The following is a 26,982-nucleotide window of genomic DNA, read 5'->3' as shown; positions in this document are numbered from 1 at the left end:
GGTCAGCCGCACTTACGCCCGGTGTTGATGCACTTCACGGCCTTCTTCATCAGCGAGTTGGACATCACGTTGATGAAGTCGCCGTGGTCGGTCACCGGCTTGTGCAGCTGCTCGGGGAAGCTGTCGACCGCGAAGAGCGAGCCGGGCGCGACCTTGTAGGTGATCCGCTGGACCAGCTGCGGGATGGCCTTGAACCCCTTGGCGCACGCGCCCTTGGCGTCCGCGAAGGCCACATGGGTGCGGTGGTTGGCGCTGTCGGCGTTCTTGCCGTCCCAGCAGCTCTGGAACTTGAACGTACGGACCACCTTGCTGCCCTTGGGGCAGAGCGGGTACTTGTCCTTCAGCTGCCGGTTCTCGAATCCGGTGCAGCTCCAGGAGGCGTTGGCGTTGGCCGTGCCGTTGGTGAACGCCTTGGCGTCGCCGGTGATGATGCGCAGGAACTTGGGCATCTCGACGACCTTGGAGACCGCGCTGCCACGGAAGCTGATGGACGCGGTCTCCGGGCGCAGGATCCGCCCCACATTGCCCTCGGTGCCGCCACCGGGCTGGTCGGCGTCGGCCTCCTTCGTCCCGTCCTGCTGCCGCAGGACCGGCCAGTAGTGGGTGGAGCGGTCACCGTTGGTGCAGGTGGTCCCGGCGGCGGCGAGGTCGTCGTTGGTGGAGAAGGCGTCGGTGTCGCGGTTGCCGACGTAGTCGTGCATATGGTGGGCGCCGTTGCTCACACCGGGGGCGACGATCACGTTGTCCGAGTTGAAGTGCTTGTTCTCATTGCGGCCGCAGCGCGATGAGAAGGTGCCGCGGGAGGCGTTGGCCCGCGTACGGGGGTTCTTGACGTTCGGGCGCACCCTGCGGATGTCCACGAAGTCCGCCTTCACCGGGCCGGACTGCGCCTGGCCACCGGCGGCCGGAGCGGCGGGGGCGGCCGTTCCCGCGGCGGGGGTGGCGCCCGCCGGTGCGGAGGAGGCGCCTGCCGGTGCGGCGGCCGGGGCCGCCTGCTGCACGGTGCAGGACGCCAGCGTGTCCAGGCCGGACGGGCGGCTCGCCACCCGGCCGATCTCGTTCCCGATGCGGTTCAGCGCGCCACGCCGCTGGGTGCTCAGCGGCTCCAGCACCCGGGTGCGCACCCAGTCCTGGTCGGCGCTCGCGCCACGCGCGGCCAGCTGCCGGTAGGCGTCGGCGACCTGGCTGTCCATGGTCGCCAGTTCCTTGTCCACGGCGGGCCGCGCCTGCTGCGGCACATTCGACAGCCGGGTCGCGGCATCGGGACACTTGACGGTCATCGCCGCCCAGGCCGGTGCCTGCTGCCCGGCCGGGCGGCGGGCGGCGGAAGCGTCGTTGTCGGTCATCAGGAGCGCCCCGCCGCCCACGGCCAGTGCGGTCACTCCGACCACGGTCAGCCCGATGACCCTGGATCGCTTGTGTCTCTTCTTGTTCCTCATCCTTCGCCCCTCATCGGCAGTCCTCATACGCCGGGGACGTCTTGCCCTCGGCCACGTCGGGCCGCGCCCCCTCACCCCCGTCCCGGGGCGGAGGGCACGGCGCGACGCCGATGGATACGGACAGCGAGGCGATCGTTCTCAACGGTGGTCGCAACATCTCGTAAATAGCCGGAGGAGTCGGCGCATCGGCACATCTCCCTAGTGGCTTCACCACATGTCCACGGCCCGGCGATCTGCAACTGATCAGTTCCGGTTAAAGTGCTTACTTCGCTGTACCCCCGTCACCCCTTCGCCCGCGGAGCCCCCCATGTCCAGCGCGAACTCGTCCAGTGGGCGTCATCGCAAAGCCAAGCCCATGAGCCTCGCGGTCCGCCGCGCGTTCATCATCGCCGCCGTCCCGGTCACCGGTGCGCTGCTGTCCGCTCCGTCGGCGCTCGCCGCCGACAAGAGCGCCAAGACCACCACGGCCACCCAGTCCGTGGCCGCCGACGGGCTCGACCCCGCCGAGCAGAAGATCGCGGACAACCTCAACACCCGCGCCCAGAACCCGAGCCTCGGCGACACCTTCAGCGGCATCGTGCTGGACTCCAAGTCGGACAAGGTGATCTGGGGGCATGACGCCGACACCGCGCTGATGCCCGCGTCCAACGCCAAGCTGGCCACCGCCACGGCGGCGCTGACCGTGCTCGGCCCCGAGCACCGGTTCACCACCAAGGTGGTCTACGGCGATGGCACGCTGACCCTCATAGGCGGCGGCGACCGGCTGCTGAGCACCGCCGACGTCACCGAGCTCGCCAAGTCCGCCGCCGCCGGGGTCAAGAGCGCGGGCCTGGGTTCGGTGAAGGTCCGTATCGACGACAGCCTCTTCGCCGAGCCGTCCCTGGCCAACGGCTGGAACGACTCGTACTACGACGACCAGGTCGCGCCGGTGCGCTCCCTGGTGGTGGACGGAAAGCTGTCCGCGGACACCTCCATCGACGCGGGGAAGGTCTTCGCCCAGCAGCTCGCCGACCAGGGTGTCACCGTCGACGGTGAGGTCACCCGCGGCACGGCGTCGGCCACGGACGTGCCGGTGGGACAGCATCTGTCCCCGACGCTGGCCGAGACGGTCAAGAAGATGCTCAAGACGAGCAACAACGACATTGCCGAAACGATGCTACGCATGACGGCGATCGCCGCCGGTAAGCCCGCCACCTTCGAGGACGGCACGGCCGTGGTGCGGGACGTCCTCAGCCGGCGCTACGGCGTCTCGATGGAGAACTTCGAGATCTACGACGGCAGCGGGCTCTCCCGCGCGGACCGCATCCCGGCCCGGACCGTCGCGGACATCCTCGATCTGCTCACCGATCCGCGCTACAGCCATCGGCTGCGCTCCATCGACGAGGGCCTGCCGGTGGCGGGCGAGGCGGGCAGCACCCTGGGGCCCGAGTGGGGCCGCTTCGACACCGCTGACTCCCAGTGCGCCGTCGGCCAGGTCAAGGCCAAGACGGGCACCCTGACCGGCGCCATCGCGCTGAGCGGCCTGACGAAGGCGGCGGACGGCCGGTGGAAGGTCTTCTCCTTCATCGAGAACCAGTCCTCGGCCGACCCGGCCGCCACCAAGGACACCCTCGACGGCCTCGCGGCCACGGTCAACGGCTGCTGGGCGTAGCCCGCTGCCCTCCAGGGCTCACCAGACGGCCGCCGACTCCACTGTCCGGAGTCGGCGGCCGTCGGGCGTCCAGCAAGGGGGCGCCGCAACCGCTCGCCGCCGGGCCCTCCGCGTCACGCGCGCAAGTAGGCGAGCACGGCCAGCACCCTGCGGTGTGTCTCGTCCGCCGGCGGAAGGTCCAGCTTGCTGAGGATGCTGCTGATGTGCTTGCCCACGGCGGCCTCGGACACGACCAGTTGCCGGGCGATGGCACCGTTCGACTTGCCCTCCGCGATCAGCCCCAGAACCTCCCGCTCCCGCGCGGTGAGCCGTTCCAGGGGATCGCGGTGCCGTCTCAGCAGCAGGCGCACCACTTCGGGGTCCACGACGGTGCCGCCGTCCGCGACCTCGCACAGGGCGTCCACGAAATCCGCCACCTGCCCGACCCGGTCCTTCAGCAGATAGCCGACGCCCGTGCCGTCACCGGAGTCCAGCAGTTCCGAGGCGTAGGTCCGCTGCACGTACTGGCTGAGGACCAGGACGGGCAGCGTGGGCCGCTTCCCGCGCAGTCGCACCGCCGCGTGCAGCCCCTCGTCCTGGAACCCCGGGGGCATGCGCACATCCGTCAGGACGATGTCGGGAGCGTGCTCCTCGACCGCGGCGAGCAGCGCGGGAGCGTCCCCCACGGCCGCGACGACGTCATGCCCGCAGCGGCCGAGCAGCCCGATGAGCCCTTCTCTCAGCAGCACGCTGTCCTCGGCCAGTACTACGCGGAGCGATCGGTCCGTACGCAAGGAAACTCCACACGCAACAGGGTCGGTCCGCCCGGCGGACTGGACAGGGCGATTCTCCCATTCAGTGCCGAAACCCGGTCCGCGAGTCCGGTCAGACCGGTTCCGGCGGCGGCGTCCGCACCGCCCCGGCCGTTGTCGCGCACGTGGAGGAAGAGCCGTCCGTCCCGGTGGCTCCCGCTCACCTCCGCACGGCTCGCCCCGCTGTGCCGGGCGATGTTGGTGAGGGCCTCGCACACCACGAAGTAGGCGGCGGCCTCGACCGCTTGGGGCAGCCGTCCGGGCAGGGCCAGCTCCACGTCCACGGGGATCGCGGAGCGGTCCGCGGCGTCGGCGACGGCCGCGGGGAGACCGTGGTCCGACAGCACCTTGGGGTGGATGCCGTGGATGAGTTCGCGCAGCTCCTCGAGGGCCGTCTCCGCCTCCTCATGAGCCTTGGCGAGCTGATCGGCGACCGGCCCGGGAGGTACGTCCAGGCGGGCCAGGCCGAGCGTCATCGTCAGCACCACCAGCCGTTGCTGCGCCCCGTCGTGCAGATCTCGCTCGATGCGGCGCCGTTCCGCCTCGAAGGCGTCCACCAGCCGAAGGCGGGAGCGGGTCAACTCGACGACCCGCGTGCCCAGGTCGGCCTCGCGCGAAGCGATGAGCACACGCGTCAGTGCGGCCCGGGCACCGGCCACCACCCCCAGGACATAGCCGCACAGCCCCAGGAGCACCACCCCGAGCACGGCCATGGCGAAGGCCGCCGGCCAGGTGGTGACGGTCCACAGCTTGAGCACCTTCACCTCCTCACCGCCACCGACCGTGCGCATCAGCAGCGGCGTCGCGACCATCGACAGCGGGGCGAGCAGGGCAACCGCGACGACGAGCGCGTCGACCGGCCACAACAGCACGGCGAACAGCAGGGCATGGCCCAGCTCCCGCCACGTCGCCTGCTCCCTCATGCGACAGGTCAGCCAGGCCCACAGGCCAGGGGCACTGGGCGCCCGGTGCTGGTCGACGGCCGGGCCCACGTCGATCAGGCGCATCCTGTGCCGTTCCACCCAGGCCACCGGGATACCGGCGAGGGCCGCGAGAACGAGCAGCGGGAGCCCCACCAGCACGATGGCGAGAACCACTCCGGCCGCCGCCGTGGCCGCGATCACCACGAGGGCCACGGCACCGGTCACCGCCCCGGTGAGCAGGTATCCGGCGGACCGCCACGGCCACGAGGACAGCAGGAAGCCCGGCCCGGACATGGCGTGCCACACATTCCGCGGGTGCATGGAGGTCACCGTAGAAGGCCCCGCTCCGCCGGCGCCATCGGGTCAGGCGGACCATCGGGGGTATGCCTGGCCCTACCCCAGGACTCGGTTCTGCCGTACTGCGTCGCGGGGCCCGCCTCCGGTTTCGTGGAGTCACCGACCAGAAGGAGAAGGGGACATGAACGATGAGGCGATCCGGATGCGCTCCGTCAGCAGACGCCACGGAACCGGCGAGGGCGCGGTGACGGCGCTCGACCAGGTCTCGCTCTCGTTCCCCCGGGGAACGTTCACCGCCGTCATGGGCCCCTCCGGCTCGGGCAAGTCGACCCTGCTGCAGTGCGCAGCGGGGCTGGACCGGCCCACGTCGGGATCGGTCACCCTGTGCGGGACCGAGCTGACGACGCTGAGCGAGACCAAGCTGACGCTGCTGCGCCGCCGGCGCGTCGGGTTCGTGTTCCAGGCGTTCAACCTGCTGCCGTCCCTGACCGCCGAGCAGAACGTGACCCTGCCCCTGCGCCTCGGCGGGCACCGCCCCTCCACGGCCCGGGTGCGTGAGGTGCTCCGGCAGGTCGGACTCGGCGAGCGGGCGCGGCACCGGCCGGCGGAGCTGTCCGGCGGCCAGCAGCAGCGCGTCGCCCTGGCCCGCGCCCTGATCACCCGGCCCGATGTGCTCTTCGGCGACGAACCGACCGGTGCCCTCGACTCGCGGACCGGCCGTGAGGTGCTGGCCCTGCTGCGCGGCATGGTGGACGGCGAGGGCCAGACGATCGTCATGGTCACGCACGACCCGGTGGCCGCCTCCTACGCCGACCGGGTGCTCTTCCTCGTCGACGGGCGGGTGAGCGGCGAGTTGGCCGGGGCCGGTGCCGGCACCATCGCCGCGCGCATGGCCACGTGGGAGGCCGTGCCGTGCTGAGTGTCGCCCTGGGCACCCTGCGCACTCGCTGGGTCACCTGTGTCGGCAGCTTCGTCGCCCTCTCACTCGGCGTCGCGCTGACCGCGGTGATGGGCCTGGCCCTCGCCTCGTCACTGGAGGCACCCGCCCGCGCGCCCGAGCGGTTCGCCGCCGCGCCGGTCGTGGTCAAGGGGGCCGACACCCTGCGGGTGCCCACCCCGGTCGGCGTCCGGGTCCGGAAGCTGGCACACCCGCGCGCCGTGCCCGCCGGGACCGTCGCGAAGCTGAGAAGGCTCGGCGACGTCGTCGCGGACCGGTCCTTCACCGTACGAGCGCGGGGCGGGCCGAAGGACCTGGTGGGGCATCCCTGGTCGACTGCCGCCTTCACCCCGTACCGGATCGATGCGGGACGCCCACCCCGCGCGGCCGACGAGGTCGTGGTCAGCGGGGACTGGGCGAAACCGGGCGAGCGTGTACGGACCGATCGCGGCGCCGTACGTGTCGTCGGAACCGTCGCGCGGCGCGACTTCGAGAACGCCGTCTTCTACACCGACGCGCGCGCGGCCCAACTCTCCCCGGACTCCTTGCAGTTGGTCGTCGAGGCCGACCCGGCGGCGGTACGCGAGGCCGTGCGCGGCAGCGACGGCGTCCGGGTCCTCACCGGGGCGGGACGCCGCTACGCCGATCCCGCCCCGGACCGGGACAGCGAGGCCCTGACGGCCATGAACGCCATGTTCGGCACGGCCGGCGGGGTCAGCGCCTTCGTGTCGGTGTTCGTGGTGGCCTCCACCTTCGCGTTCGCGGTCGCCCAGCGGCGCCGGGAGTTCGGGCTGCTGCGCACGGCGGGAGCGACTCCGAGCCAGATCCGCCGGATGGTGTTCGCCGAAGCCCTCGTGGTCGGTGTGCTCGCCTCGGCCACCGGCTGTCTGATCGGCGCGTTCGGTGCGCCGCGGCTGGTCGGCTGGGTGGTCGACGGTGATCTCGCGCCGAGCTGGTTCACCATCGGCGACCACGTCTGGCCGTACCACCTGGCCTTCTGGACGGGACTGCTCATCGCGCTGTGCGGCGCGGCAGCCGCGTCCTGGCGAGCCGGCCGCACCGGCCCCGCACAGGCACTGCGCGAGGCGTCCGTGGACATCGGGACGATGACCCGGGGGCGCCGGCTGTCCGGCCTGGCCCTGCTGGTGACCGCCACCGTGACACTGTGCCTGGCCCTGGTCACGGACCCGGATGAGCTGCTGCATCGGAAGACCTATGTGAGCCGGCCGATGCTGCTGATCACCGCGGTCGCGCTGCTCGCGCCGGTGGTGGTGCGACCGCTGACCCGGCTGATCACCTGGCTCCCGGCCCGGCTGCCCGGTGCCGGCGGCATGCTGGTGCGGGAGAACGCCGCCGCCGGCGTACGCCGCACGGCCGCCATCGCGGCACCCGTACTGGTCGCGGTCGCCCTCGCCGGTTCGCTTCCGGGCGCCACCGCGACGCTGAACCGGGCCAGGGCCATCGAGACCCGTCAGCAGACGGCCGCCGCATTCGTCATCACCCCCGCCGACGGGGCGGGCTTCGCCACGGCGACGCTGCGAAAGCTGCGCGAGGTACCCGGCGTCGAGGTGTCCGCGACCGCTTCGAGCGCGGTCTATGCCCTGGAGGACGGTACGTCGCTCATCGAGTCCGATGCCCGTGCCGCGGACCCCGGCCCGCTCGCCGCCACGACCCGGCTGCCCATCAGCTCCGGAAGGACAAGCGAGCTCGATGACGACTCGATCATCGTCAACGAGGAGTGGCAGCGGCACACCGTGGGCGAGCGTGTGCGGGTGTGGCTCGGCGACGGCACGAAGAGGTCGCTGCGGATCGCTGCGGTGATGGCCACCGGCACCGGTGACAACGGCGTCTACGTCACCCCGCGCAACGCCCCGGGCACCACCGTCGACCGCATCGACGTCGCCCTCGCCCGCGGTGCCGACGCGGACGCCGCGGCCACCGGACTGCGCGCCGCGGTGCACACCACCGGCGGGCACGTCTTCACCAAAGACCAATGGCTGAGGGCGAGTTATCCCGAGACCGCGAACCGAACGACCCGGCTCGGCCTGCTCCTGGTCCTCGGCGTCGCCCTCCTCTACACGGTCATCTCCCTGGCCAACACCATGGTCATGGCGACGTCCGACCGCGTCCGCGACCTGGCCGTGCTGCGCCTGGCCGGAGCCACCACGTGGCAGGTGCTGCGGCTGGTGGCAGCCGAGGCGCTGACCGTGGTCACGGTCGGCACGGTCCTGGGCCTCCTGGTCGCCGGGCTCAACCTGGCGGGCATGTGGAGTGCTCTGGCCCTGCTGTCGGTGTGGGCCACGGTGGAAATCCCCTGGACGGCCATCGGCACGGTGGTGGGCGTGTGCACGGTGGTCACCGTGATCTCGGCGGTCGTCCCCGCCGCGTTCGCCCTGCGCCGGCGGGCCGTGGAACTGGCGGGCCTGCGGGAGTGACCCCGCCCATGACCCCCGTTGCCTCCGGCACGCTCACACGTGCCGGAGGCCGCGGTGTCAGCGGTTCATGGCCGCCCAGAACTCCTCGAAGGACATCTGGCGGTCGCCGTTGGTGTCGAGCGAGTCGATCAGCGCCTGGGCCTCCGCGGCGGTGATCTCCGAGCCCTCCAGCTCCGCCACGACCTGCCGGTATTCGTCCGCGGTGACCAGACCGTCTCCGTCGAGGTCGTAGCGCTCGAACACCTTGCGCGCCGCCGTCTCCATGATGTCTGTCATGTGCTCCGCCTATGTACGATCTTCACTGGCGGGCCCAGACTATCCCGGTCGTCTCCGGGCCCTTCATCCCGCCGAGGCGGCATCCGGACAGGCCCTAGCCCAGGAAACTCAGCCGGACCTGGCGGTCGGGGTTGTCGACGTTCGTGTCCACCAGGCACACCGACTGCCAGGTGCCCAGCGCCAGCCCGCCACCGATGACCGGGAGGGTGGCGTGTGGGGGTACGAGGGCGGGGAGGACGTGGTCGCGGCCGTGGCCGGGGCTGCCGTGGCGGTGGCGCCAGCGGTCGTCGGCGGGGAGCAGCTCGCGCAGTGCGAGGAGCAGATCGGTGTCGCTGCCGGCGCCCGTCTCCAGGATCGCGATCCCGGCCGTGGCATGCGGCACGAAGATGTTGAGCAGGCCGTCGCCGCCGCCCGCCACCTCCCGTAGATACGCCTCGCAGTCGGCGCTGAGGTCGGCGACGGTCTCGGTGGAGCCGGTGGTGACGTTGATGGTGTGGGTACGGAATGTGCTCATGGAACCATCCTGGTACGCCACCGCGTAAAACTCCCGCAACAAAGGTCCGAGGGGCAAGACACCGTTGACCGGTTCCGGACGCCGTCGCTAACTTCAAGGGCATGTCTACGTCAGCCCTGCTCACCACGCGCGGTCATATCGACCTGCTGCGGGTGGCGTCCGCCGCGTGTCCCGGCCTCCGCTGACCTTTCTTCTCCCCCCTCACTCCTCCCGCTCGCCTCTGTCCCGTTCCGCCGTACCGCGCTGACCGTCGTGGCGTACGGGTGTCGAGGCGTACCCCCTTTTGTGGAGCCCCCATGTCCCCGGTTCTCGAACCGGTCGTGCCGCTCTCCGCGCGCCGCCGCCCCGTGCCGCGCTGGCTGCGCCGCACGACCGGACCCCTTCTGCTGCTGGTGCTCTGGCAAGTGTCCAGCGCCACCGGTGTGTTGCCTTCCGACATCCTGGCCTCGCCCGGCACGATCGCCGGTACCGCCTCCGACCTGCTCCAGGACGGCACCCTCCCGCACGCCATGCTGGTGTCGGTGCAGCGGGTGCTGATCGGGCTGCTGATCGGCGGGGTGACCGGTGTCGCGCTCGCGCTGATATCCGGGCTCTCCCGGCTCGGCGAGGACCTCGTCGACGCGAGTGTGCAGATGCTGCGCAGCATCCCCTGGGTCGGCATGATCCCGCTGTTCATCATCTGGATGGGCATCGGCGAGGCCCCGAAGATCGCGCTCATCGCACTGGGCGTCACCTTCCATCTCTATCTGAACGTCTACGCGGGCATCCGCGGCGTGGACGCCCAGCTCATCGAGGCCGGGACCGCCCTGGGGCTCGGCCGCTGGGGGCTGATCCGCCATGTGGTGCTGCCCGGGGCGCTCCCCGGCGCGATGACCGGGCTGCGCTACTCGCTCGCCACCGCGTGGCTGGCGCTGGTCTTCGGCGAGACCATCAACGCCGATGACGGGATCGGCTTTCTGCTCAACCGCGCGCGGGAGTTCTTCCAGACCGATGTGATCGTGGTCTGCCTGATCGTCTACGCCGCCCTCGGCCTGCTCGCCGATTTCATCGTCCGCACTCTGGAGAGGCTGCTGCTGCAATGGCGACCGAACTTCACCGGCAAGTGAACTCTCCGGAGAAGGAGTTGGAGAAGGAGAAGGTGGCGGGGGGAGAGAACGGCGGGGCGGCGGTGCGCGTTCGTTCGCTGACCCGCTCCTTCGACGGCCGCGCGGTCATCGACAACCTCCAACTCGACGTAGAACCGGGCGAGTTCGTGGCACTGCTCGGCCGCAGCGGCTGCGGCAAGTCCACACTGCTGCGGGTGCTGGCCGGGCTCGACCGGGAGATCGAGGGCGAGGTGCTGGTGCCGCGTCGCAAGGCCGTCGCCTTCCAGGCGCCGCGGCTGATGCCCTGGAAGCGGGTCTGGCGCAATGTGCTGCTCGGGCTGCCCGGCCGCCCGGGGCGGGCCGTGGCCGAGCGGGCGCTGACGGAGGTCGGCCTCGGCCACCGCGTCGACGCCTGGCCCAAGACCCTCTCGGGGGGTGAGGCCCAGCGCGCCTCGCTCGCCCGGGCGCTGGTGCGCGAGCCCGATCTGCTGCTGCTGGACGAGCCGTTCGGCGCGCTGGACGCGCTCACCCGGATCACGGCCCAGCAACTGGTCGCCGAGTTGTGGCAGCGGCGCGGCTGCGCGGTGCTGCTGGTCACGCATGACGTGGAGGAGGCACTGCTGCTCGCCGATCGCGTCCTGGTGATGGACGGGGGCGTGATCGCGCATCAGGTCCGGGTCGACCGGGACCGGCCGCGTGACATCGCCGATCCGCTCCTCGCCGAGCTGCGCACCGAGCTTCTGGACCGGCTGGGTGTGAAGGCGCCCGAGCCGGCCGTCCACAAGGTCGCCTGACGGCGCCTGGTTTCCCCGGTCGCGTCCCCTCGCGATCTCCCCGAACTTCTCGTACTACCCGAACGGACCCGCTGACATGAGACGGCGCATCCTCCCCGCCCTGTCCCTCCCCCTCGCCCTGCTGCTGTCCGCCTGCGTCAGTTCGTCGCCGCACAACGGTTCCGGCTCCTCCGGCAACACCGACGGCAAGGGCGATGTGACCCTCAACGTCGGCGATCAGAAGGGCAACGACGAGGCGGTGCTGCGCGCCGCCGGGCAGCTCGACAACCTTCCCTACAAGATCAAGTGGTCGACGTTCACCTCCGGCCCGCCGATCCTGGAGGCCGTGAGCGCCAAGGCCGTGGACATCGGCGGGGTCGGCAACACCCCGCCCGTCTTCGCCGCGGCCGCCAAGTCGGACATCAAGGTCGTGGCCGCCAAGCACGGCACGGCCGACGGCGAGGCGATCCTGGTCAAGAAGGGGTCGCCGCTGAAGAAGGCCGGCGACCTCAAGGGCAAGTCGGTGGCGGTCGCTCAGGGCAGCTCCGCCCACTACCAGCTGGTCGCCTCGCTCGCCAAGGCCGGGCTGTCCATCAAGGACGTACAGGTCAAGTTTCTGCAGCCCGCCGACGCCCTGGCCGCCTTCACCCGCGGCAAGGTGGACGCCTGGGCCGTCTGGGACCCGTACACCTCCCAGGCGCTGCGCCAGTCGGACGGGCGGGTGCTCACCACGGGCAAGGGTGTGGTCAACGGCCTCAACTTCCAGGTCGCCAACCCCTCCTCCCTCGAGGACGCGAAGAAGGCGAAGGTCATCAAGGACTATCTCGGGCGGCTGCGCCGGGCCCAGGACTGGGTCTACGAGCACCCCGAGGAGTGGGCCAAGGTGTGGGGCAAGGAGACCGGGCTGCCGTACCAGGTGGCGCTGGACTCCGTGAAGCGGACCAACGGCACCCGGGTGTACGTCGCGGTCGACAAGCCCGCCGTCGCCTCCGAGCAGGAGATCGCGGACGCCTTCGCGAAGCTGAAGCTCACCCCGCGCCGCTTCCAGTTCGCCGACTACGTGGACACCCGTTTCAACGGCGATCTGCCGCCGTCCACCTCCGCACCGCGCACCTACGGAAAGGGGTCCTGAGACACCCCTTGGGAAAGGGATCCTGAGACGCCCCTTTTCGGAAGCGTCGCATCGGGTAAGCGCGTCTGCATCGTCAACCGCGAGAAACACACCCGATGAAACGAGGTGAGCGTCATGCACACCGCCACGGCCCAGCGGACGGCCACCCAGCCGTCCGCGCTCCGGGCGACCCTGGAGTGCCGCCCCGAAGCGGCCTCGCACGCACGGCATCTCACCGGCACCTTCCTGGAGAGCCTGCATCCGGCGCCCGATCAGGGCGCCGCCGAGGCGGTGGTGCTGGTCGTTTCGGAGCTTGTCACCAATGCCGTACGGCACTCGGGGGGCCGGTTCTGCTCGCTGCGCCTGTCGGCCCAGCCCGACGCCATCGCCATCGCCGTGGGTGATGCCAGCCGCGTACCACCCCAGCGGCGCACTCCGGATGTCCGCGGAGAGGGCGGCGGATTCGGCTGGGCGATGATCTGCGACATGGCCACGGCCACGGCCGTGAACGAGGAGCCGGACGGCAAGACCGTGAACGCGATCGTCGCCCGGCAGGGGCGGGCGAGGGGGCGTGCCGCTGCCCCGACACCGAGTTGACCTGCTCCGCCACCGAGTCGACCTGCCCCGACACCGAGTCGACCCGCGCCGCCACCCACCCGACGACGCCCCGCCCTGGCCACCGGGCCCGAGCCGGGAAGCCGCACCAGCCCTCACGTTACGGCGCCGCCCCCTCCCCCGTCCGCGCACGGTCGACGGCCACGGCGATCCCGTCGAGGACGCGTTCGAGGCCGAAGACGAAGTCATGGTCGGTCGCCGGGTCGTCGTACGCGCCATCGGGCGCCGCCTCGAACAGGCCCGAGGAGAAAAGCAGCGCCACCTGCGGAAAGCGGTCCGGGGTGATGAGCCGGGCCAGGGTCCTGCCGTAGGCCCGCTCGGTCTCCTCCTGACTCAGGCCCGTCTCGCTCCTGCCCTGCGCGTGTTCCTGGGCGAGCAGGGACGCGTGGCGCACATAGCCGCTGAGCAGGGTCAGACTGCCGACCTTCGCGGCCCAGTCGAGTTCCGTGCCGCTCAGCGCGCTCAGGCCCGCTTCCATCCACGCGATCTCATGAGGCCCCATCGGCGGCCCCGCGATGGGGAGCCGGGGAAGCCAGGGCCGGTCGTGGTGGACCAGCCGCTGCGCGACGGTCCACTGCCGTAGCCCCGCACGCCACTGGCCGGGAGCGGTCTCGACCTCGGGCGGAGCGCCGAGCGCCAGGTCCCGCATGAGGACGAGGAGCTCGTCCTTGGATCCGACATGGCGGTAGAGGGACATCGGGGAGACGCCCAGCTCCTTCGCGATCTTCGGCAGCGTCGCGCCCGCCAGCCCGTCGCGGTCCGCCAGTTCCACCCCCGTACGCACCACGCGCTCGGTGTCGAGCGCGGCGGGCCGGCCGAGGCCGGAGGCCGATACCGGGAGCCTCCACAGGCGGGCCAGCTCGGCGGGCGCCTCGTCCTGCTCGGCCGACATGGCGCTTCTCCTTCTCGTACCTCGGTTGCTCACCAGGTACATCATGGCGCACGGCTACTTAGTTTCTCTCATATAGATTATCCCTTATACTAAGCGTGCGCCGAGGGCTCGCTCATGTCCCGTTGCCCCATGGGCCCTCATGTCAGGACGGAGAGAGTTCCAGGTGACAGCCATAACGCAGTCCCATGCCCCGGGCCCCGCCCGGGGCCCTGTGCGCCGGACCGAACGGGCCCTGGCGCCCGACCTGGCCCGGGGCACCATGCTCTTGTTCATCGCGCTCGCGAACGCCGCGGTGGCTGCCTTCGGCAACCAGCCGGGCGCCGAGGCGTCCCCCCACGGCTGGGAGCGCGGATTCAACCTCGCCATGTTCGTCTTCGTGCACGCCCGCGCCTATCCGATGTTCGCCGTGATGTTCGGCTACGGGCTGGTGCAGCTCACCCGCAGGCAGGACGCGCAGGGCGCCGGGCCCGGCGCGGCGCGCTCGGTGCTGCTGAGACGCAATGCGTGGCTCATCGCCTTCGGCCTCGTGCACGCCGCGCTGCTCAACTTCGGTGACTTCCTCGGGGCCTACGGCATCGTCGGCATCCTCTTCACCCTGTTGCTGCTGCGCCGCGGCGAGCGGGTGCAGCGCGTCGTGCTGTGGCTGTGGGGCTGGATGGTGGTCTACGTCGCCGTGGTGGCGGCCATCGCCGTGTACCACGCCACGAACAGCACATCAGGGTCCGCCGCCGTACCGACGGACGGTGTCGATTCGCTCACCGCCCCCGACTACGCCGCGTCCGTGGCCGACCGGCTCGGCGAGTGGCCGATCCACACGCTGACCGTCCTGCCGTTCATCGTGATCGTCTGGCTGGGCGCGTGGGGCGCGCGCCGTGGCGTACTGGAGGACCCGGCGCGGCACCGGCGCCTGCTGATCCGCACCGCCGTGATCGCGCTCGGCATCGCCTTCGCGGGCGGGGCGCCGATCGGCCTCGTCAGCGCGGGATTCGTGCATGTCGACGGCGCCACCGCGGACGCGTTCCTGTTGCTGTACGAAGTGAGCGGCCAGTTCGGCGGCCCCGGATATGTGGCGCTCTTCGGGCTCCTCGCCCTACGACTGTCGAAGGCCCGTTCCGACGCGCGGCCGAAGCTCCCGGTGGCGGCGCTCGCGGCCCTGGGCCAGCGGTCGCTGAGCGGCTATCTGTTCCAGTCGCTCGCATGGGTGCTGCTGCTCTCCCCCTTCACCCTCGCGCTCGGAGAGCGCACCGGCAGCCCGACGCTCACCGCCTGCCTGAGCGCGGTTTTCGTCTGGCTCGCCACGGTGGCCGGGGCCCATCTCCTGCAGCGGCGTTCGCTTCCGGGGCCCGCCGAGAAGGTGCTGCGGAGGCTGACGTACGGACCCCGGTAGCCGCTGTGTGCCGCTTGATGGCGCCCCGAACCGCTACTCGATCGTGCGCACCGCGGCCTGCGTCAAGCTGGTCGCGGTGCGCACCGCACTGGCCACGGCGGTCTGCGGATCGAGCCCGCACAGATCCATGAGGGTGAAGAGCGCCTCGGCGCTCACGACCACCGCGAGATCCCGTTTGAGCTGGGCGAACGCTTCCGGATCCGTCGCCCCGAGGGTGGCGTCGAGCGGCCGGAGCGCATGGTCGATGAGCCCGAAGCGGATTCCGGGCCGCGCGGTCGCGGTGGCGGGCTTGGTGATGGTGGCCGCGATCATCGCCCGCACCGCCCCCTCGCGGGCGAGCACACCGCGCAGCAGGAACTCGCAGGCGAAGGCGGTGCGCTCGACGGGGTCGGCGGAGTCCGCGACCGGTGCGAGCGCCTCGGCGGGTGACGGCCAGACGCCCGCCAGCGCCTCGCTGATCAGCGACTGGAGGTCGGGGAAGTACCGATAGGCGGTGGCCTCGGAGACCAGCGCCGCGCGGGCCACCAGCGGCATGGTCACCTCCGCGCCCGTGCCGATGAGTTCGCGGGCCGCCGCCACGATCGCCGTGCGGGTGCGCTGTTTTTGGTTGATACGGCCGCTGCCCGTCTGCGCAGTCATCGCAGAACCCCTCCTCTTCGTTCAACTCCGCAATCGTAGCAACTCACTCTCGTCATGAGAGTGGACTTGCATAACGAATTCGCTCTCTCTACTCTCATGAGAGCCAGCTCTCACGAAGGAGGCAGCGATGAACAGGGTTTCCGTGGTCGGCCCGGACGGCGGCGAGTCGATCCAGCTCGGCCCCACGCGGATGCGCATCCTCGAGGACGGCGGCACCACCGGGCACCGCCTGGGCATCGGAGAGATCACCATCGCCCCGCACACCCAGGGGCCGCCGCAGCACCGCCACGCCGAGCACGACGAGGGCTTCTACGTCGTCTCCGGCACCGTGCACTTCACCGTCGGGGAGACGACCCATGTGGCCCCGGCCGGCACGCTCGTGATGATCCCGCCCGGCGCACCGCACACCTTCGCCAACCACGGCGACACCCACGCGGTGGTGCTCAACACCTTCACGCCCGACCTGTATGTGCAGTACTTCCGCGACCTGCGGAACATGATCGCCGACGGCCGGGAGCTCACCCCGAAGGCGACCGCAGAGGCCATGAGCCACTACGCAACGGTCCCCGCGACCGACTTCGCCTGACGACCGGCCCCGGCCAACTCACTTGCAAAACCAGTCCACTTGAGGAGCAGCACATGACCCGCACCACCCACACCCTCACACTCGGCCAGGGCACCCTCGATGTCTCGGTCGACCTCCACGGCCGGCAGGGACACCCCTTTCTGCTTCTGCACGGAGGCGGCGGCCCACAGACTGTCGCCCCGTTCGCCGGCCTCCTCGCCGAGCAGCGGCCGGCCAGGGTGTTCTCCCCCGTCCACCCCGGCTTCGACGGCACCGCCCGCCCCGACTGGCTGACCGATGTCACCGCCCTGGCCCAGGTCTACGCACAGCTGCTCGACGCGCTCGATCTGCGGGACGTGGCCGTCGTCGGCAACTCCATCGGCGGCTGGATCGCCGCCGAACTGGCGACCCTGGGCAACGACCGGATCAGCAGCGTCACCCTCGTCAACGCGGTCGGGATCCACGTCCCCGGCCACCCGATCGCCGACACCTTCGACCTGACCCCCGTCGAGCTGTCCCGCCTCTCCTTCCACGACCCGTCGAAGTTCCGCTTCGACCCCAGCGCCCTCTCCGAGGCGCAGCGCGCGGTCATGGCCACCAACCGCGCCACCCTCCAGGTGTATGCGGGCCCCCACGCCATGGCCGATCCCACCCTGACCGAGCGCCTGGCCAAGGTTGCCCACCCGACCCTGGTGGCATGGGGCGCGAGCGACCAGATCGTGGACGCCGACTACGGACGCGCGTACGCGCAGGCCGTCCCGGAGGCCGAGTTCCGCCTGCTGTCCGGCACCGGCCATATGCCCCAGTCCGAGACGCCCGGACAACTGCTGCCGGTGGTCTGGGACTTCGCCGACGGCCACGCCACCGGCAGGCCGCGCACCTGAGCCGTCCGTCCCCGCCCCTTCGCATACGCCGTGCACACGGCGAAGGCCGGCCGTCTCGGCGACGACCGGCCCGACGTCCAGTGGCGTACGTTCAGCCGCCGACGTTCACATCGATGCAGGCGTAGAAGGCGTTGGAGGTGTCCGCGATGTTCCAGACCGCGAGAACCTTCTGCTTGCCCTTCAGGCCGCCGAAGTCGACCTGGTGGGTGACGGTCTCGCCCGGCTGCGCCCCGCCGTCGTTGATCTCCGCGATCTTCTGACCGCCGACGAAGTACTGCCAGGTGTTGGTCGCGTGACGCGCGGTCAGCTTCCAGGTGAAGCTCGCCTTGGACGGGACCGGCGTGACGGCCCAGCCCTTGCTGTCGTCGTCGAGTTCGGCGAACCGCGAATTGCCACCGCTGCAGCTCGTCAGGCCCTTGGGGCCTTCGACGCTCTGCGGCTCGTACTTGATGTCACCGCAGGCCACGGTTCCGGCGGCGCACTGTGCCTGACGGCTCGGCGGGTTCGAGATGTAGCCGTGCGCGCTTGCCTCGCCCGCCGGGAGGCTCAGCGCGATCAGAGGCGCTATACCCGCGCCGACGAAGACGGACACCCTGCGTTTCATGTTCATGCCAACTCCTTAGCGGTGAGGGCGCCACGCCGGACGGGAAGCCCTTACCGAAGGTCAGGATGTGGGGGGATGTGGGGGGTGGCTGCGACGGAACGCTCCATGGACCGCAAAGGCGGCCACGAGACCGCTCCGCACTAGGTCTAGACCATACCGTCTGTCCGTTCACGGTCAAGACATCGAACGGATGTGGTCTGGTCCACTGTCATCCCCGCCGACGTCACCGCCTCACCGGCCGGGCCCGCACCGCGGCGTCCGGCGGCCAGGACACCACGACAGCCGGACGCGAAAACGGTCTGAAGAACAAGTGGCCCAGGCCGAAAGGGAGTTCAGGACGAGAGGGCGGTCAGCCGCCGCCGGTCGTGGGGTGACGAACGGCGGTCCAGCCGCTCTTCCAGACGGCCCCGGGCCGCATCGCAACGCCCCGCGGACACCAGCGCGAACAGCAGTGTCTCCTCGACGATCTCACGCTGCGCCGCACTGCCACCGACACCGGGCAGCCGTGGCAGCAGCCGCTCCAAACCGCGCACCGCCTCGGTCCAGCGTTCTTCGAGGATGTCCTCGAACGCCGTGCACAGCGGGGCGATGACACTCCGCTGCACCTCATCGGCGCGCAGGGCGTGGACCCGCAGCCGCCCCAATCCCGGCAGGTCGCCCGCGGCGGTGAGGGCGATGGCGGCGTGCAGGGCGACGAACGCGGTGGCCGGACGCTCCAGGACGTCCACGGGAGCCGTGTCCAGGACGTCGCCGATCGGGAACGGCCCCTGCCACGCGCCCGCCAGCCGGGCCCGCCACAGCAGCGAACCGGAGTCGACCAGGGCGCGGACCCCGTCCACCTTCCCGGGGGACAGTTGCTCCGCCCACCGGCGGCGGACCGCCACCGTGTCCTCGAGGGCGAGTTCATGCAGGGCGGCGTGCCAGGAGAAGTGGGCGCGGTGGGTACCACCCCGGCCCTGGTGGGCCAGCCATCGCCGCAGTCGCTCACGGCCCGCCTCGTGGTCGCCGCGCTCATAGTGCACATGGGCCAGGGCGTGCATCGCGTGCCCGGAGGCGGGTTCGGCGGCCAGGGCCTGTTCGGCCAGGGCTCCGGCCTCGTCGTAACGCCCCTCCTCCTGCCGCATGAAGGCGAGCAGGGACGTGTGGAACCAGCTCTCCCCGTGCGCCGGGGCGGTCCGCTCGACCACGCGCAGCGCGGTGGTGCCGTCGAGGTCGCGCAGACCGGAGAAGGCGATGGTGGGCACCGCGACGGCGAGCGCCAGCGCATCGCCCGGGTACTCCCCCAGGTGGCGCAGGAGGGCGGCGTCGCCGTCCGCGGGCGTGTGCAGGACACGGCGGGAGACGACGTCGACGAAGGAGCGCTCGTAGTCATCGGCCCGTTCGCGCACCGCGCGCCGGGCATCGGCCAGGGCACGGGAGACGTCCACGTCGGCCCCGCACTCATGCCCGATGAGCGCGAGCGCGGCATGGCCGACGGCGAATCCGGGGTCGAGCGCCACGGAGCGGCGGAGCGCCTGCGGGGCCCCGGCCCGGACCTTCAGCAGCCGGTCCACTCCGAGGCGGTAGGCGGTGGCGGCGGCCGCGTGCGTACTGAGGGGGAAACCGGAGGCGTCCGTGGGCCGACGTGTCCGGCGCCGGGCGGAGCCGCCACCGGCGGGGAGGGCGGGGGCCGTCCACGGGTCGAGGACGGCCTCGGCGACGGTGGCGGCCTGCGCGCGGATCTCCGGGATGGCGGTCGTCTCCCACAACTCGCCACGGCGGGGGGCGCCGAGGGTCCACAGCGGGCGTGTGGTGCCGCCGTCGGCGCCGTGCAACCGTCCGTCGTCGGTGGCGACGCCCATGCTCAGCGGGCCGGGCATCGCGGCGCCCTGGTCGAGCAGGCTCCGCCACAGCGGGTCGGCCGTGTCCGACAGCCGCAGACCCGGCCCCGTACAGTCCACCACCCAGCCCACGGGCAGTGTTCGCGGGCCGTCGCCGGTGGTGAGGGAGACCGTCAGGGAGCCGTCGGGCCGCGCCGAGGCGGCGGCCAGCCGCCCCTGGTACGTCCGCATCCGCCGGGTGCGGCGCATGCGCGCCACCGCCTCCGCCGTGGCCGGGGACATACGGTGGCGGTGGGTGTTCCACAAGGAGCCGTACTGTGCCACGAACTCGGCCCGCTCCTCGAGGGACATCGACGTCCAGATCTCGGCCGTGACCGGGCGCAGCCCGTCCACCGCGGGCCGCCAGTCGCCGTGGGTCCGCATGACGCGGCCGATGTGCTGACGTACCGCGGCGCGCAGCGCGGGCAGGGACAGGCCGTGCAGTGGTGTCGTACACGCGGCGGCGGGCAGCGGGTCCACGGCATGCGCCTGCGGCAGCCGTCCGCCACGGGAGACGGTGTGCACCGTGCGGCCGGGACGGTCGAGCGTCATGGCGATGTCCACCGAGGTCAGCCCGGTGCCGACGAGGAGGACATCCTCCTTGTCGCCCTGGCCGAGGGCGGCGTCCAGGGCGCCCGGCGCCCAGGGGTCGGCGATGAAGCGGTCGTTGCCGCGCAGGGCCTCCGGCGCCCATTCGGCGTTCGCGCGGGAGGGCCCGGTGGCCAGCACCACGCGGTGCGCGTCGACGGTGCGGCCGTCGGCGAGCTCCAGCCGGGCCGTCGGGTCCCCGCCGGGGAGGGTGGTCCAGCGGCAGCCGGTGGCGCGGGTGCGCAGCCGGCGGACCGTGACCACGCCCTGCGCCGCCATGATCGCCCGCCCGAGGGTGTCGGCGAGGTAGGCGCCGTAGCGGTAGCGCTCCGCGAAGTCGCCGCCGCGTACGCCCGGTTCGCCGTGGCGGCACAGCCACCGCACGAAGTGTCCTGGGTCGTCGGGGTAGCAGCTCATCTTGCCCGCGGGCACATTGAGGCGGTGGCGCGGGTCGAGGGTGGAATAGGCGATGCCGCGCCCCGCCTCCGGGGCCGGGTCGATCAGCAGGAGTTCGAACGGGGTACGGCGGCGGGCCGCGGTCTCGCAGAGCTGGATCGCCACCAGCGCACCGGCGGCGCCCGCGCCCACGATGGCGACGGTCCTCGTACACGGCCCTGACGTCGTACACGGCTCTGGCGATGCCATGTGATACCTCCTGCTTCCCGGGAACCGGCGGCCGAGCAGAACCGGTGCCCCGCTCACGCAACCGGTACCGTAGCCAGCTAAGTGTACCAATTCAATGAACTTGGTGAACTGATGGAAGAACGGCGGTGAGCCCTTGGCCGGAGGCCGGTGCCCAAGCCGGTGGTTTGGTGCCTCGGCCCATGAAACGGACGTGCGTGATAACTTGCCCAGGTGCGGATCACAGCCAAGTCGGACTATGCCGTCCGGGCGATGGCCGAACTGGCGGCCGCGGAGGGCTCACCCCTGACCGCCGAGCAGGTGGCGACCCGGCAGGACATTCCACTGCGTTTCCTCTTCGGCATCCTGCGGGAGCTGCGCCTGGCCCATCTGGTGCGCAGTGTGCGGGGCCCTGAAGGCGGATATCTGCTGGCGCGCCCGGCGAAGGAGATCACCCTCGCCGACGCGATCCGCGCCATGGACGGCCCGCTGGCCAACGTACGGGATGTGGGCCTCAGCGGTCTGGAGTACCCGGGAGCGGCGGCGGTGCTCCCCGATGTGTGGCGCGCGGTGCGGGCGAGTCTGCGGCAGGTGCTGGAGAAGACCACCTTCGCGGATCTGGCCGCCGGTGAACTGCCCCCGCTCGTCCAGGCGCGGGCCCGCGAATACCTCGACGACGTCCGCCACTACGACACATGACCGGCGGATAGTCGGGGCACGCGGTTCAGCCCTGTACGGATTCGCTCTCGTCGGCGGTGTCCGCGGACCGCTCGGCGACCCGGCCACCGACCGCGGGAGCGACGAACACCACCGTGGTGACACACGCGGGAACGGCGGGCATGACGGTGCGCAGTCCGTGGTGTTCGCCGAGGAATCACCGCATCGTCCGGCGCGGCAGGGTGCGGAAGCGGAGCCCACGGCCGCGGCGGCCCCGCCCGCGGACCATCTGGTGGCGGACCACCGGAGCCGGTGACGGACAGGGAGACCGCCGCCGAAGTCCGCCCGGCGGAACCCGCCGACGCCCCGCTGATCCCCCGTTCGCGGGCCCGGACCCAGCGTGCGTGGCCGGGGGAGAAATCGCTCGCCGGGCGGGCCGGGCGCTGCTAGCTTGCGGCCGTGGATCTCTTCTCACGCTCGTGGACGGCGTTGCGCACGGCGGTCGCCGAGCTCCCGGACGAGGACTTCGCCCGGCCCTCCGGCTGTGCCGGCTGGCTCGTACGGGACCTGGTGTGCCACCTGATCATCGACGCCCAGGACGTCCTGATCACCCTCGTGACACCTGCCGAGACGGAACCGACGCGCACCGCGGTGACCTACTGGGAGGTCGCCGAAACGCCACCGACCGGCGATGACCCGCTCGACGCGCTGACCGTCCGGATGGCCGCCGCGTACGAGGAGCCGTGGCTGCTGAAGTTCCACCTCGACGACGTCGGCTCCGCCGCCGGGCGTGCGGCCGGGCTCGCCGACCCGGGGCTGTGGGTCAGCACCCGCGACGAGGTGTTCACCGTGGGCGACTACCTCTCCGTGTATGTGCTGGAGTGGACCCTGCACCACCTCGACCTGATCGCACACCTCCCGGGCGCGGCGGAACCGCCCGCCGAGAGCCTCGCCGGGGCACGCGAACTGCTGGAGCGGATCGCCGGGGCGGCGTTCCCCGCGTCGTGGTCCGATACGGACGCGCTGCTGGTCGGCACCGGCCGGCGCGCCGCGACCGACGCGGAACAGGCCGAGCTGGGCCAACTCGCCGCGAAATTGCCGCTGTTCCTCGGATAGTCCAACGGCCCAACGGGCAGGCCGGTCACCGCGCTCGCACGTGTCCGCGGTGTCCGCGTCGCGCGGCGGTCCCCCATGGGCGGCGTCTGGAGGCCCTGAGCGCACGGGAGTTGGAGGTGCTCGCGCTGCTCGGCGAGGGGCTGTCGAACGCCGACGCCGGTGGGCGGATCCACATCGGCGAGGCGACGGTGAAGACGTACGTCAGCCGGATCCTGACGAAGTTGCGCTGTGAGAACCGGGTGCGGGCAGCGCAGCCGGCACGGGACGCGGGGCTGAGCACCACGCCCTGATGCCGTGGGCGTCATCCCGCGCGCCGGACCACCGGGTTGCCCTGGTGGGTGAAGGCGGCCCAGAGGTGGATGCGGTCGAGGTCGGTGCGGACGGCTTCGTCGCAGAGTTCGGCGTGGAGGGTGGGCGGTGGCTCACGCCGCGGGTCGAGCATCCAGAGCTGGGCCGCGCGCAGGGCGTCCACCGGGGCCAGGCCCTGTCCGGTGACGAAGTCGTGGAAGACGGCCATCATCAGGGCCGTGGTGGCGTCGTGGACGGCCCAGCGCGAGCCGATGACATCGGCCGCACCACGGGCGATCAGGGCGGTGGACAGGGTCAGGGCCTCGTCGTGGTCGCGGGTGCTCAGGTCCGTCTCGCAGGCGCTGAGCACCACCAACGGGCCCGCGACGTCCGGCTGCCCGGTGGCGGCGCCGTCCAGGATGCGGGCCACGGTCAGACGTCCGGCGTCGTCGGGACCGGCCGGTGGGGCGGCGAGCCACAGTGCCGAACGCGTGGGATCCGGACCGGCCAGGGCGTGGCAGGAGATGTGCAGGACGGCGACCGGGGAGCCGCCGCCGGGCAGGACGGCGAGGATGTCCTCGGGGGTGCCCGGCGCGTCGCCGGCGGTGGCCGTGGGGAACTCGCCGTAGCGGAGGCCGTCGGGGTAGCAGGCCGCGCGCAGCGCCTCCGCCTCGATCTCGGCCCATACGAGGCTGAGTTCGGGGTCGGCGACCAGCACCTGCCCGGCGGTGGTGGGCAGCCGGTCCCGGGTGGCGGCGCGCAGGAACTCGGCGCCGGAGGGCGCGTAGCTGAGCACCGCGTCCTCGCAGGCGTACCGGTGCTCGCGCCCGGCGGTCCCGTACGGAGTGCGGGCCGCGTGCCAGGCGACCGCGCCGAGGGGCCCGCAGGGCACCAGCACGATCCGCGGCGGCCGGTGGAGCGGGCCCACGGCTGCCAGGACGGGGCCCATCGCGGCGGGCCAGGCCCAGTCGCACAGGTCGCACAACGCCGCTTCCCACCGCTCGTCCCGCTCCACTTGCGGGCCCGCGTCGGCCGGGGCGTCGGCGGAGGCCCGGGAGCGCCGGGCGGTGGCGTCGAGGTAGCGCTCCAGTGGCGGGCTGCCAGGGGTGAGCAGCGGCAGCTTCAGGACGGTGGGCTGCGCGTCGCCGGTGCCGGGGCGGAGGATCAGGGCGATGCCGGGCATGCCGGGGCGCTGCCCGGGGACGAGATAGACGAGCGCATCGGCCCCGGCGGCGGTCAGACCGGCGGTCAGTGACGGCAGGTCCGGGGGGCCGAGCAGTTTCCAGGCGTCCGCGCCGCTGCCCGCGGCCAGCGCTTCCAGTGCCCTGCGCCGCAGCGTGCCCGGGATCTGCGGCTCGGTGGACTGACCACTCGGCGTGGCCGGGGTACCGGGCTGAAGCGGGTCCGCGGAATCGGGCTGGGGCGGGTCCGCGGAATCGGGCTGGGGCGGGTCCGCGGAATCGGGCTGGGGTGGGTCCGCGGCGACCTCGGCGCGCCACTGCCGGGCCAGCTCCGGGTGTCCCCGGGCTTCGAGGAGTTCGGGAATGCCACGGGACGCGGCCGCGGCCCGCAGCACCAGGGCCCGGCCCCGTTCCAGCGCGTCCACCGCGTCGGCCGGGCGGTCGCACACGGTGGTCCAGTAGGCCAGCCACAGCGCCTGTGCCGACCCGAAGCGGGCCACGGACAGGCCGTGTTCGGAGCCGAGTTGGAGGAGAACGTCGGCGGACAGCCTGACCAGCGCCTCGCTTCTGGTGGCCAGGGCGGCCTCCCGGTCCTCCGTGGCGCGCGGACCGCCGCGCTCACGGCGCAGCCAGTGGGCTTCGGAGAGCTGGGTCAGGGCGTCGGCGGAGTGCGGCAAGCCGTTTCCCCGGGCGAACATCGCGCGGACCTGGGACAGCTCGGTGATGCACGCATCCAGCAGGTCCGGGTCATCGAGGTGGCGGGCCGCGTGCAGCAGGGCCCGGCCGAGCTGGTATCGCAGCCGGAGTTCCTCGCGGGGGGTGGGCTGCGGTCCTTCGAGGATCCGGTGGACCTCCGCGATGGCCTCGTCGGCGGCGTCCCGGCTGGGCTCGATCATGATCAGCCGGATCAGCGAGGAGGCGCGCAGGGCAGGGAAGTACGGCCTGAGCATGGGGGCGATCCGCCGGGAGTCGGTCCCCACGACCTCCCGCAGATACCAGGCCGCGGCGCGGAATTCCTCCGGATCCTGGCTGCGGGCGGCCTGTTCCTGATGCACCTCGGCCAGGGTGCTGGCGAGGGTGAAGCGGTTCTCCTGGTCGGGCGGCAGGGTGGCGTACAGGCCGGTCAGCTCCTCGATCAGGCGCGGCAGCACGGTGGGATCCCCGCCGCGGCGGGCCAGCGCCAGGTCGTTCTGGGCGGCGAACACCACCAAGGTGAGCTTGTTCGTCAGTGTCAGTGAGTCATCGCCCTCGCCGGCGGCGCGCAATTCCCTGCCCATTGCCCGGGCGGCGTCGGCGGTCCGAAGACTGCCCCCGAGTGTCGCCGCCTCATGGACGAGCCCGGCCAGACCGGTGGCCAGAGTGCGACGGGCGGCCGTGGCCCGCTCACCGTCCCCCGGCGAGGTGGCCATCATCTCCCGGAGCCGGGCGGCACTGGTCTCCAGGTGTGCCAGATCACCGGTCTGGGACACCCGTACGCCGTCGACCAGAGCGGTCACCTGCTGCTCCAGGCCGAAGTACCCCGGGCCGCCGGGACGGTCGTCGGGGTCCGGCCCCGGCTCCGACATGGCCTCGTCCACCTCGTCGAAGTCCATCGTGCCGGGCACCAGGAGGTTGGCGTGCACCAACAGGACGGCGTGCAGCTTGGCGATACGGGCCCGTTCGGGTGTGTGCTCCGGCAGCTCCCGCAGGGCCCGCCGGGCGACGTCCGCGCCGTGACGGACACGCGGGGCCAGCTCCCGGGGGTCGCCCTCGCCCGATCTGAGCCCGGTCAGCAGCTCGCGCAGCGGCGCGAAGGCCGGTCGGTCCAGGCCGAGGGCCGCCAGTTCCCCGTCGGCCTCCTCGGGGGAGACCGTGACGCGGTCCGCGGTCCGGAACAGCCACACCAGGAGCTCCGTGAAGCGCGCCAGGTCGTCGGAGGCCCAGCGCAGCACGCTCTGAACGGCGTCGGCCAGCGGGTCGTCGGCGCGTTCCCCGGCTTCGCCGCGCCCCTCGGCTTCCCCACTCTCCTCGGCTTCCTCGCTCCCCTCCTCGGCTTCCCCGCTCCCCTCGGCTTCCGCGATTTCCGCGAGAGGGGCTGTGCCGGTCGGCTCCGGTTGCCCGGCCGCGGCCGGGGAACTCTCCCCGGACGGGGCCGAGAAGCCGGGGGCGGACGACAGCGTCAGCTCGATCTCCGCCATGAGAAGCCCGAGGAGCCGACGCAGTTTCGGATCGTCCGGGCCGCCGGCGAGGCGCTCGATGACCTCCCTGGCCTCCACCAGGTCGTCCCCCGGTGACGCGGTCAGCAGCCGCGGGCCGGAGGTCCCGGGCGGCGGCTCCTGGCGGCGGCCCTGGTGTTCCGCGCGCACGGCCCGCCCGTACTGCGCCGGGACGAGCAGTTGGAGCAGCACTTTCCGGGCGTTCGCCGCGAGTGGATCGGTCAGCGGTCTGGTGCGGTCGGCCCAGCGCAGATGGCGCAGCCCATAGGCGCGTTCGCGACGGGCGGCGTCGGACTGGTCGCCCGCTTCACGGCTGAGGATCCGGACGCCCATCAGCACGCCCAGCAAGGGGACGAAACCGTTCCGGAGCGGGTCGTCCGCGGGCAACAGCCGTTCGACGGCGGCGACATGCTCGATCGCATGGGCCAGTGCGACGGTCCGCCCCGGGTCGTCCCCCGCTCCGGTCACCACGTCGCGGGCCTGGCGGGCGGCGATGGCGGCCCACGCCCGCAGCGCCTGCGCACGCTCCTGGCCGCCGCCGTCACGCCGTTGCTCGTCCTCCATGCCGCACTCCCCCCGGTGCCCGGACATGTATCCGCTGACGACCAGCCTCCCACGGGGCGCAAAGGGGCTGTAGCACCCGAGCGGCCGGCGGGAGG

23 protein-coding genes and 1 pseudogene are annotated in these 26,982 nt (G+C 72.0%); 14 read left to right on the top strand and 10 right to left on the bottom strand.

The window, feature by feature from the left end; all coding sequences use genetic code 11:
• Nucleotides 1-2: 2 nt before the first annotated feature.
• Nucleotides 3-1,439, bottom strand: a complete 1,437-nt coding sequence (locus J8403_RS36790) for a DUF1996 domain-containing protein (protein ID WP_211126946.1) — start codon at nt 1,437-1,439, stop codon at nt 3-5.
• A gap of 307 nt (nt 1,440-1,746) precedes the next feature.
• On the opposite strand from J8403_RS36790, the gene dacB reads away from it, so the two are divergent.
• Complete coding sequence (dacB, locus tag J8403_RS36785; RefSeq protein ID WP_211126945.1) at nt 1,747-3,090, top strand: D-alanyl-D-alanine carboxypeptidase/D-alanyl-D-alanine endopeptidase; 1,344 nt, start codon at nt 1,747-1,749, stop codon at nt 3,088-3,090.
• A gap of 113 nt (nt 3,091-3,203) precedes the next feature.
• On the opposite strand, the gene J8403_RS36780 is transcribed toward dacB, so the two are convergent.
• Nucleotides 3,204-3,863 (bottom strand): response regulator, encoded by a 660-nt coding sequence (locus J8403_RS36780; RefSeq protein WP_211126944.1) that lies wholly within the window; start codon nt 3,861-3,863, stop codon nt 3,204-3,206.
• Nucleotides 3,836-5,098 (bottom strand): sensor histidine kinase, encoded by a 1,263-nt coding sequence (locus J8403_RS36775; protein ID WP_211128616.1) that lies wholly within the window; start codon nt 5,096-5,098, stop codon nt 3,836-3,838. Before J8403_RS36775 ends, J8403_RS36780 begins: the two co-directional genes overlap by 28 nt.
• Before the next feature lie 184 nt (nt 5,099-5,282).
• On the opposite strand from J8403_RS36775, the gene J8403_RS36770 reads away from it, so the two are divergent.
• Together J8403_RS36770 and J8403_RS36765 are read left to right on the top strand one after the other, a co-directional pair.
• Nucleotides 5,283-6,020: an ABC transporter ATP-binding protein gene (locus tag J8403_RS36770; RefSeq protein ID WP_211126943.1), complete on the top strand. Its 738-nt coding sequence runs from the start codon at nt 5,283-5,285 to the stop codon at nt 6,018-6,020.
• Nucleotides 6,014-8,473, top strand: a complete 2,460-nt coding sequence (locus tag J8403_RS36765) for an ABC transporter permease (RefSeq protein ID WP_211126942.1) — start codon at nt 6,014-6,016, stop codon at nt 8,471-8,473. The genes J8403_RS36770 and J8403_RS36765 overlap by 7 nt, the downstream gene beginning before the upstream one ends.
• Nucleotides 8,474-8,530: 57 nt before the next feature.
• Here J8403_RS36765 and J8403_RS36760 read toward each other — a convergent pair whose 3' ends face one another.
• Complete coding sequence (locus J8403_RS36760; protein ID WP_059149360.1) at nt 8,531-8,749, bottom strand: EF-hand domain-containing protein; 219 nt, start codon at nt 8,747-8,749, stop codon at nt 8,531-8,533.
• Nucleotides 8,750-8,843: 94 nt separating this feature from the next.
• Nucleotides 8,844-9,263: a YjbQ family protein gene (locus J8403_RS36755; RefSeq protein WP_211126941.1), complete on the bottom strand. Its 420-nt coding sequence runs from the start codon at nt 9,261-9,263 to the stop codon at nt 8,844-8,846.
• A 101-nt stretch (nt 9,264-9,364) separates the two neighbouring features.
• Between J8403_RS36755 and J8403_RS44860 the strand changes: the two genes are divergently transcribed.
• The 5 genes from J8403_RS44860 (at nt 9,365) to J8403_RS36735 (ending at nt 12,829) form a co-directional block, all read left to right on the top strand.
• On the top strand, nt 9,365-9,448 hold the full coding sequence (locus tag J8403_RS44860; RefSeq protein ID WP_350203233.1) for a putative leader peptide: 84 nt from the start codon (nt 9,365-9,367) through the stop codon (nt 9,446-9,448).
• A gap of 111 nt (nt 9,449-9,559) precedes the next feature.
• Entirely contained in the window at nt 9,560-10,369 is an 810-nt protein-coding gene (locus tag J8403_RS36750; protein WP_211126940.1) for an ABC transporter permease, read from the top strand.
• Nucleotides 10,342-11,142, top strand: a complete 801-nt coding sequence (locus J8403_RS36745) for an ABC transporter ATP-binding protein (protein WP_211126939.1) — start codon at nt 10,342-10,344, stop codon at nt 11,140-11,142. The genes J8403_RS36750 and J8403_RS36745 overlap by 28 nt, the downstream gene beginning before the upstream one ends.
• Nucleotides 11,143-11,218: 76 nt before the next feature.
• Entirely contained in the window at nt 11,219-12,253 is a 1,035-nt protein-coding gene (locus J8403_RS36740) for an ABC transporter substrate-binding protein (protein WP_211126938.1), read from the top strand.
• A gap of 114 nt (nt 12,254-12,367) precedes the next feature.
• Nucleotides 12,368-12,829 carry an ATP-binding protein gene (locus tag J8403_RS36735; protein ID WP_211126937.1) on the top strand — a complete coding sequence of 154 codons (462 nt, stop codon included), beginning with the start codon at nt 12,368-12,370 and terminating at the stop codon, nt 12,827-12,829.
• Nucleotides 12,830-12,947: 118 nt separating this feature from the next.
• Here the strand turns inward: J8403_RS36735 and J8403_RS36730 are convergent, their stop codons facing one another.
• Entirely contained in the window at nt 12,948-13,739 is a 792-nt protein-coding gene (locus J8403_RS36730; protein WP_211126936.1) for a TetR/AcrR family transcriptional regulator, read from the bottom strand.
• A 163-nt stretch (nt 13,740-13,902) separates the two neighbouring features.
• On the opposite strand from J8403_RS36730, the gene J8403_RS36725 reads away from it, so the two are divergent.
• Entirely contained in the window at nt 13,903-15,126 is a 1,224-nt protein-coding gene (locus J8403_RS36725) for a DUF418 domain-containing protein (RefSeq protein ID WP_211126935.1), read from the top strand.
• Between the two features lie 33 nt (nt 15,127-15,159).
• On the opposite strand, the gene J8403_RS36720 is transcribed toward J8403_RS36725, so the two are convergent.
• Nucleotides 15,160-15,765 carry a TetR/AcrR family transcriptional regulator gene (locus J8403_RS36720; RefSeq protein WP_211126934.1) on the bottom strand — a complete coding sequence of 202 codons (606 nt, stop codon included), beginning with the start codon at nt 15,763-15,765 and terminating at the stop codon, nt 15,160-15,162.
• A gap of 127 nt (nt 15,766-15,892) precedes the next feature.
• Here J8403_RS36720 and J8403_RS36715 point away from each other — a divergent pair, with 127 nt between their 5' ends.
• On the top strand, nt 15,893-16,351 hold the full coding sequence (locus J8403_RS36715; RefSeq protein WP_211126933.1) for a cupin domain-containing protein: 459 nt from the start codon (nt 15,893-15,895) through the stop codon (nt 16,349-16,351).
• A 53-nt stretch (nt 16,352-16,404) separates the two neighbouring features.
• Complete coding sequence (locus tag J8403_RS36710; protein ID WP_211126932.1) at nt 16,405-17,214, top strand: alpha/beta fold hydrolase; 810 nt, start codon at nt 16,405-16,407, stop codon at nt 17,212-17,214.
• Between the two features lie 91 nt (nt 17,215-17,305).
• On the opposite strand, the gene J8403_RS36705 is transcribed toward J8403_RS36710, so the two are convergent.
• Nucleotides 17,306-17,824: a lytic polysaccharide monooxygenase auxiliary activity family 9 protein gene (locus J8403_RS36705; RefSeq protein WP_211126931.1), complete on the bottom strand. Its 519-nt coding sequence runs from the start codon at nt 17,822-17,824 to the stop codon at nt 17,306-17,308.
• A 326-nt stretch (nt 17,825-18,150) separates the two neighbouring features.
• Nucleotides 18,151-20,910 (bottom strand): FAD/NAD(P)-binding protein, encoded by a 2,760-nt coding sequence (locus J8403_RS36700; RefSeq protein WP_211126930.1) that lies wholly within the window; start codon nt 20,908-20,910, stop codon nt 18,151-18,153.
• A 210-nt stretch (nt 20,911-21,120) separates the two neighbouring features.
• Here J8403_RS36700 and J8403_RS36695 point away from each other — a divergent pair, with 210 nt between their 5' ends.
• From J8403_RS36695 to J8403_RS36685, 3 genes and pseudogenes are all read left to right on the top strand, one after another.
• A complete protein-coding gene (locus tag J8403_RS36695) occupies nt 21,121-21,585 on the top strand; it encodes an RrF2 family transcriptional regulator (protein ID WP_014058908.1) in 465 nt (154 codons plus the stop codon).
• A gap of 417 nt (nt 21,586-22,002) precedes the next feature.
• Complete coding sequence (locus tag J8403_RS36690; protein ID WP_211126929.1) at nt 22,003-22,659, top strand: maleylpyruvate isomerase N-terminal domain-containing protein; 657 nt, start codon at nt 22,003-22,005, stop codon at nt 22,657-22,659.
• A gap of 80 nt (nt 22,660-22,739) precedes the next feature.
• Nucleotides 22,740-22,949 (top strand): annotated as a pseudogene (locus J8403_RS36685) (response regulator transcription factor); the annotation flags it as partial.
• Between the two features lie 11 nt (nt 22,950-22,960).
• Here the strand turns inward: J8403_RS36685 and J8403_RS36680 are convergent.
• Nucleotides 22,961-26,887: a CHAT domain-containing protein gene (locus J8403_RS36680; protein WP_211126928.1), complete on the bottom strand. Its 3,927-nt coding sequence runs from the start codon at nt 26,885-26,887 to the stop codon at nt 22,961-22,963.
• Nucleotides 26,888-26,982 lie beyond the last annotated feature (95 nt).

Source organism: Streptomyces yatensis, assembly GCF_018069625.1.
Lineage (GTDB): Bacteria > Actinomycetota > Actinomycetes > Streptomycetales > Streptomycetaceae > Streptomyces > Streptomyces yatensis.
The sequence above is the reverse complement of the archived record's forward strand: the minus strand, read 5'-3'. Positions and strand labels throughout refer to the sequence as shown.

Coding starts and splice junctions, on each gene's coding strand:
- J8403_RS36790 (WP_211126946.1), bottom strand. CDS start 1,439: ATGAGGAACAAGAAGAGACACAAGCGATCCAGGGTCATCGGGCTGACC.
- dacB (WP_211126945.1), top strand. CDS start 1,747: ATGTCCAGCGCGAACTCGTCCAGTGGGCGTCATCGCAAAGCCAAGCCC.
- J8403_RS36775 (WP_211128616.1), bottom strand. CDS start 5,098: ATGTCCGGGCCGGGCTTCCTGCTGTCCTCGTGGCCGTGGCGGTCCGCC.
- J8403_RS36770 (WP_211126943.1), top strand. CDS start 5,283: ATGAACGATGAGGCGATCCGGATGCGCTCCGTCAGCAGACGCCACGGA.
- J8403_RS36760 (WP_059149360.1), bottom strand. CDS start 8,749: ATGACAGACATCATGGAGACGGCGGCGCGCAAGGTGTTCGAGCGCTAC.
- J8403_RS36755 (WP_211126941.1), bottom strand. CDS start 9,263: ATGAGCACATTCCGTACCCACACCATCAACGTCACCACCGGCTCCACC.
- J8403_RS44860 (WP_350203233.1), top strand. CDS start 9,365: ATGTCTACGTCAGCCCTGCTCACCACGCGCGGTCATATCGACCTGCTG.
- J8403_RS36750 (WP_211126940.1), top strand. CDS start 9,560: ATGTCCCCGGTTCTCGAACCGGTCGTGCCGCTCTCCGCGCGCCGCCGC.
- J8403_RS36745 (WP_211126939.1), top strand. CDS start 10,342: ATGGCGACCGAACTTCACCGGCAAGTGAACTCTCCGGAGAAGGAGTTG.
- J8403_RS36740 (WP_211126938.1), top strand. CDS start 11,219: ATGAGACGGCGCATCCTCCCCGCCCTGTCCCTCCCCCTCGCCCTGCTG.
- J8403_RS36735 (WP_211126937.1), top strand. CDS start 12,368: ATGCACACCGCCACGGCCCAGCGGACGGCCACCCAGCCGTCCGCGCTC.
- J8403_RS36730 (WP_211126936.1), bottom strand. CDS start 13,739: ATGTCGGCCGAGCAGGACGAGGCGCCCGCCGAGCTGGCCCGCCTGTGG.
- J8403_RS36720 (WP_211126934.1), bottom strand. CDS start 15,765: ATGACTGCGCAGACGGGCAGCGGCCGTATCAACCAAAAACAGCGCACC.
- J8403_RS36715 (WP_211126933.1), top strand. CDS start 15,893: ATGAACAGGGTTTCCGTGGTCGGCCCGGACGGCGGCGAGTCGATCCAG.
- J8403_RS36710 (WP_211126932.1), top strand. CDS start 16,405: ATGACCCGCACCACCCACACCCTCACACTCGGCCAGGGCACCCTCGAT.
- J8403_RS36705 (WP_211126931.1), bottom strand. CDS start 17,824: ATGAACATGAAACGCAGGGTGTCCGTCTTCGTCGGCGCGGGTATAGCG.
- J8403_RS36700 (WP_211126930.1), bottom strand. CDS start 20,910: ATGGCATCGCCAGAGCCGTGTACGACGTCAGGGCCGTGTACGAGGACC.
- J8403_RS36680 (WP_211126928.1), bottom strand. CDS start 26,887: ATGGAGGACGAGCAACGGCGTGACGGCGGCGGCCAGGAGCGTGCGCAG.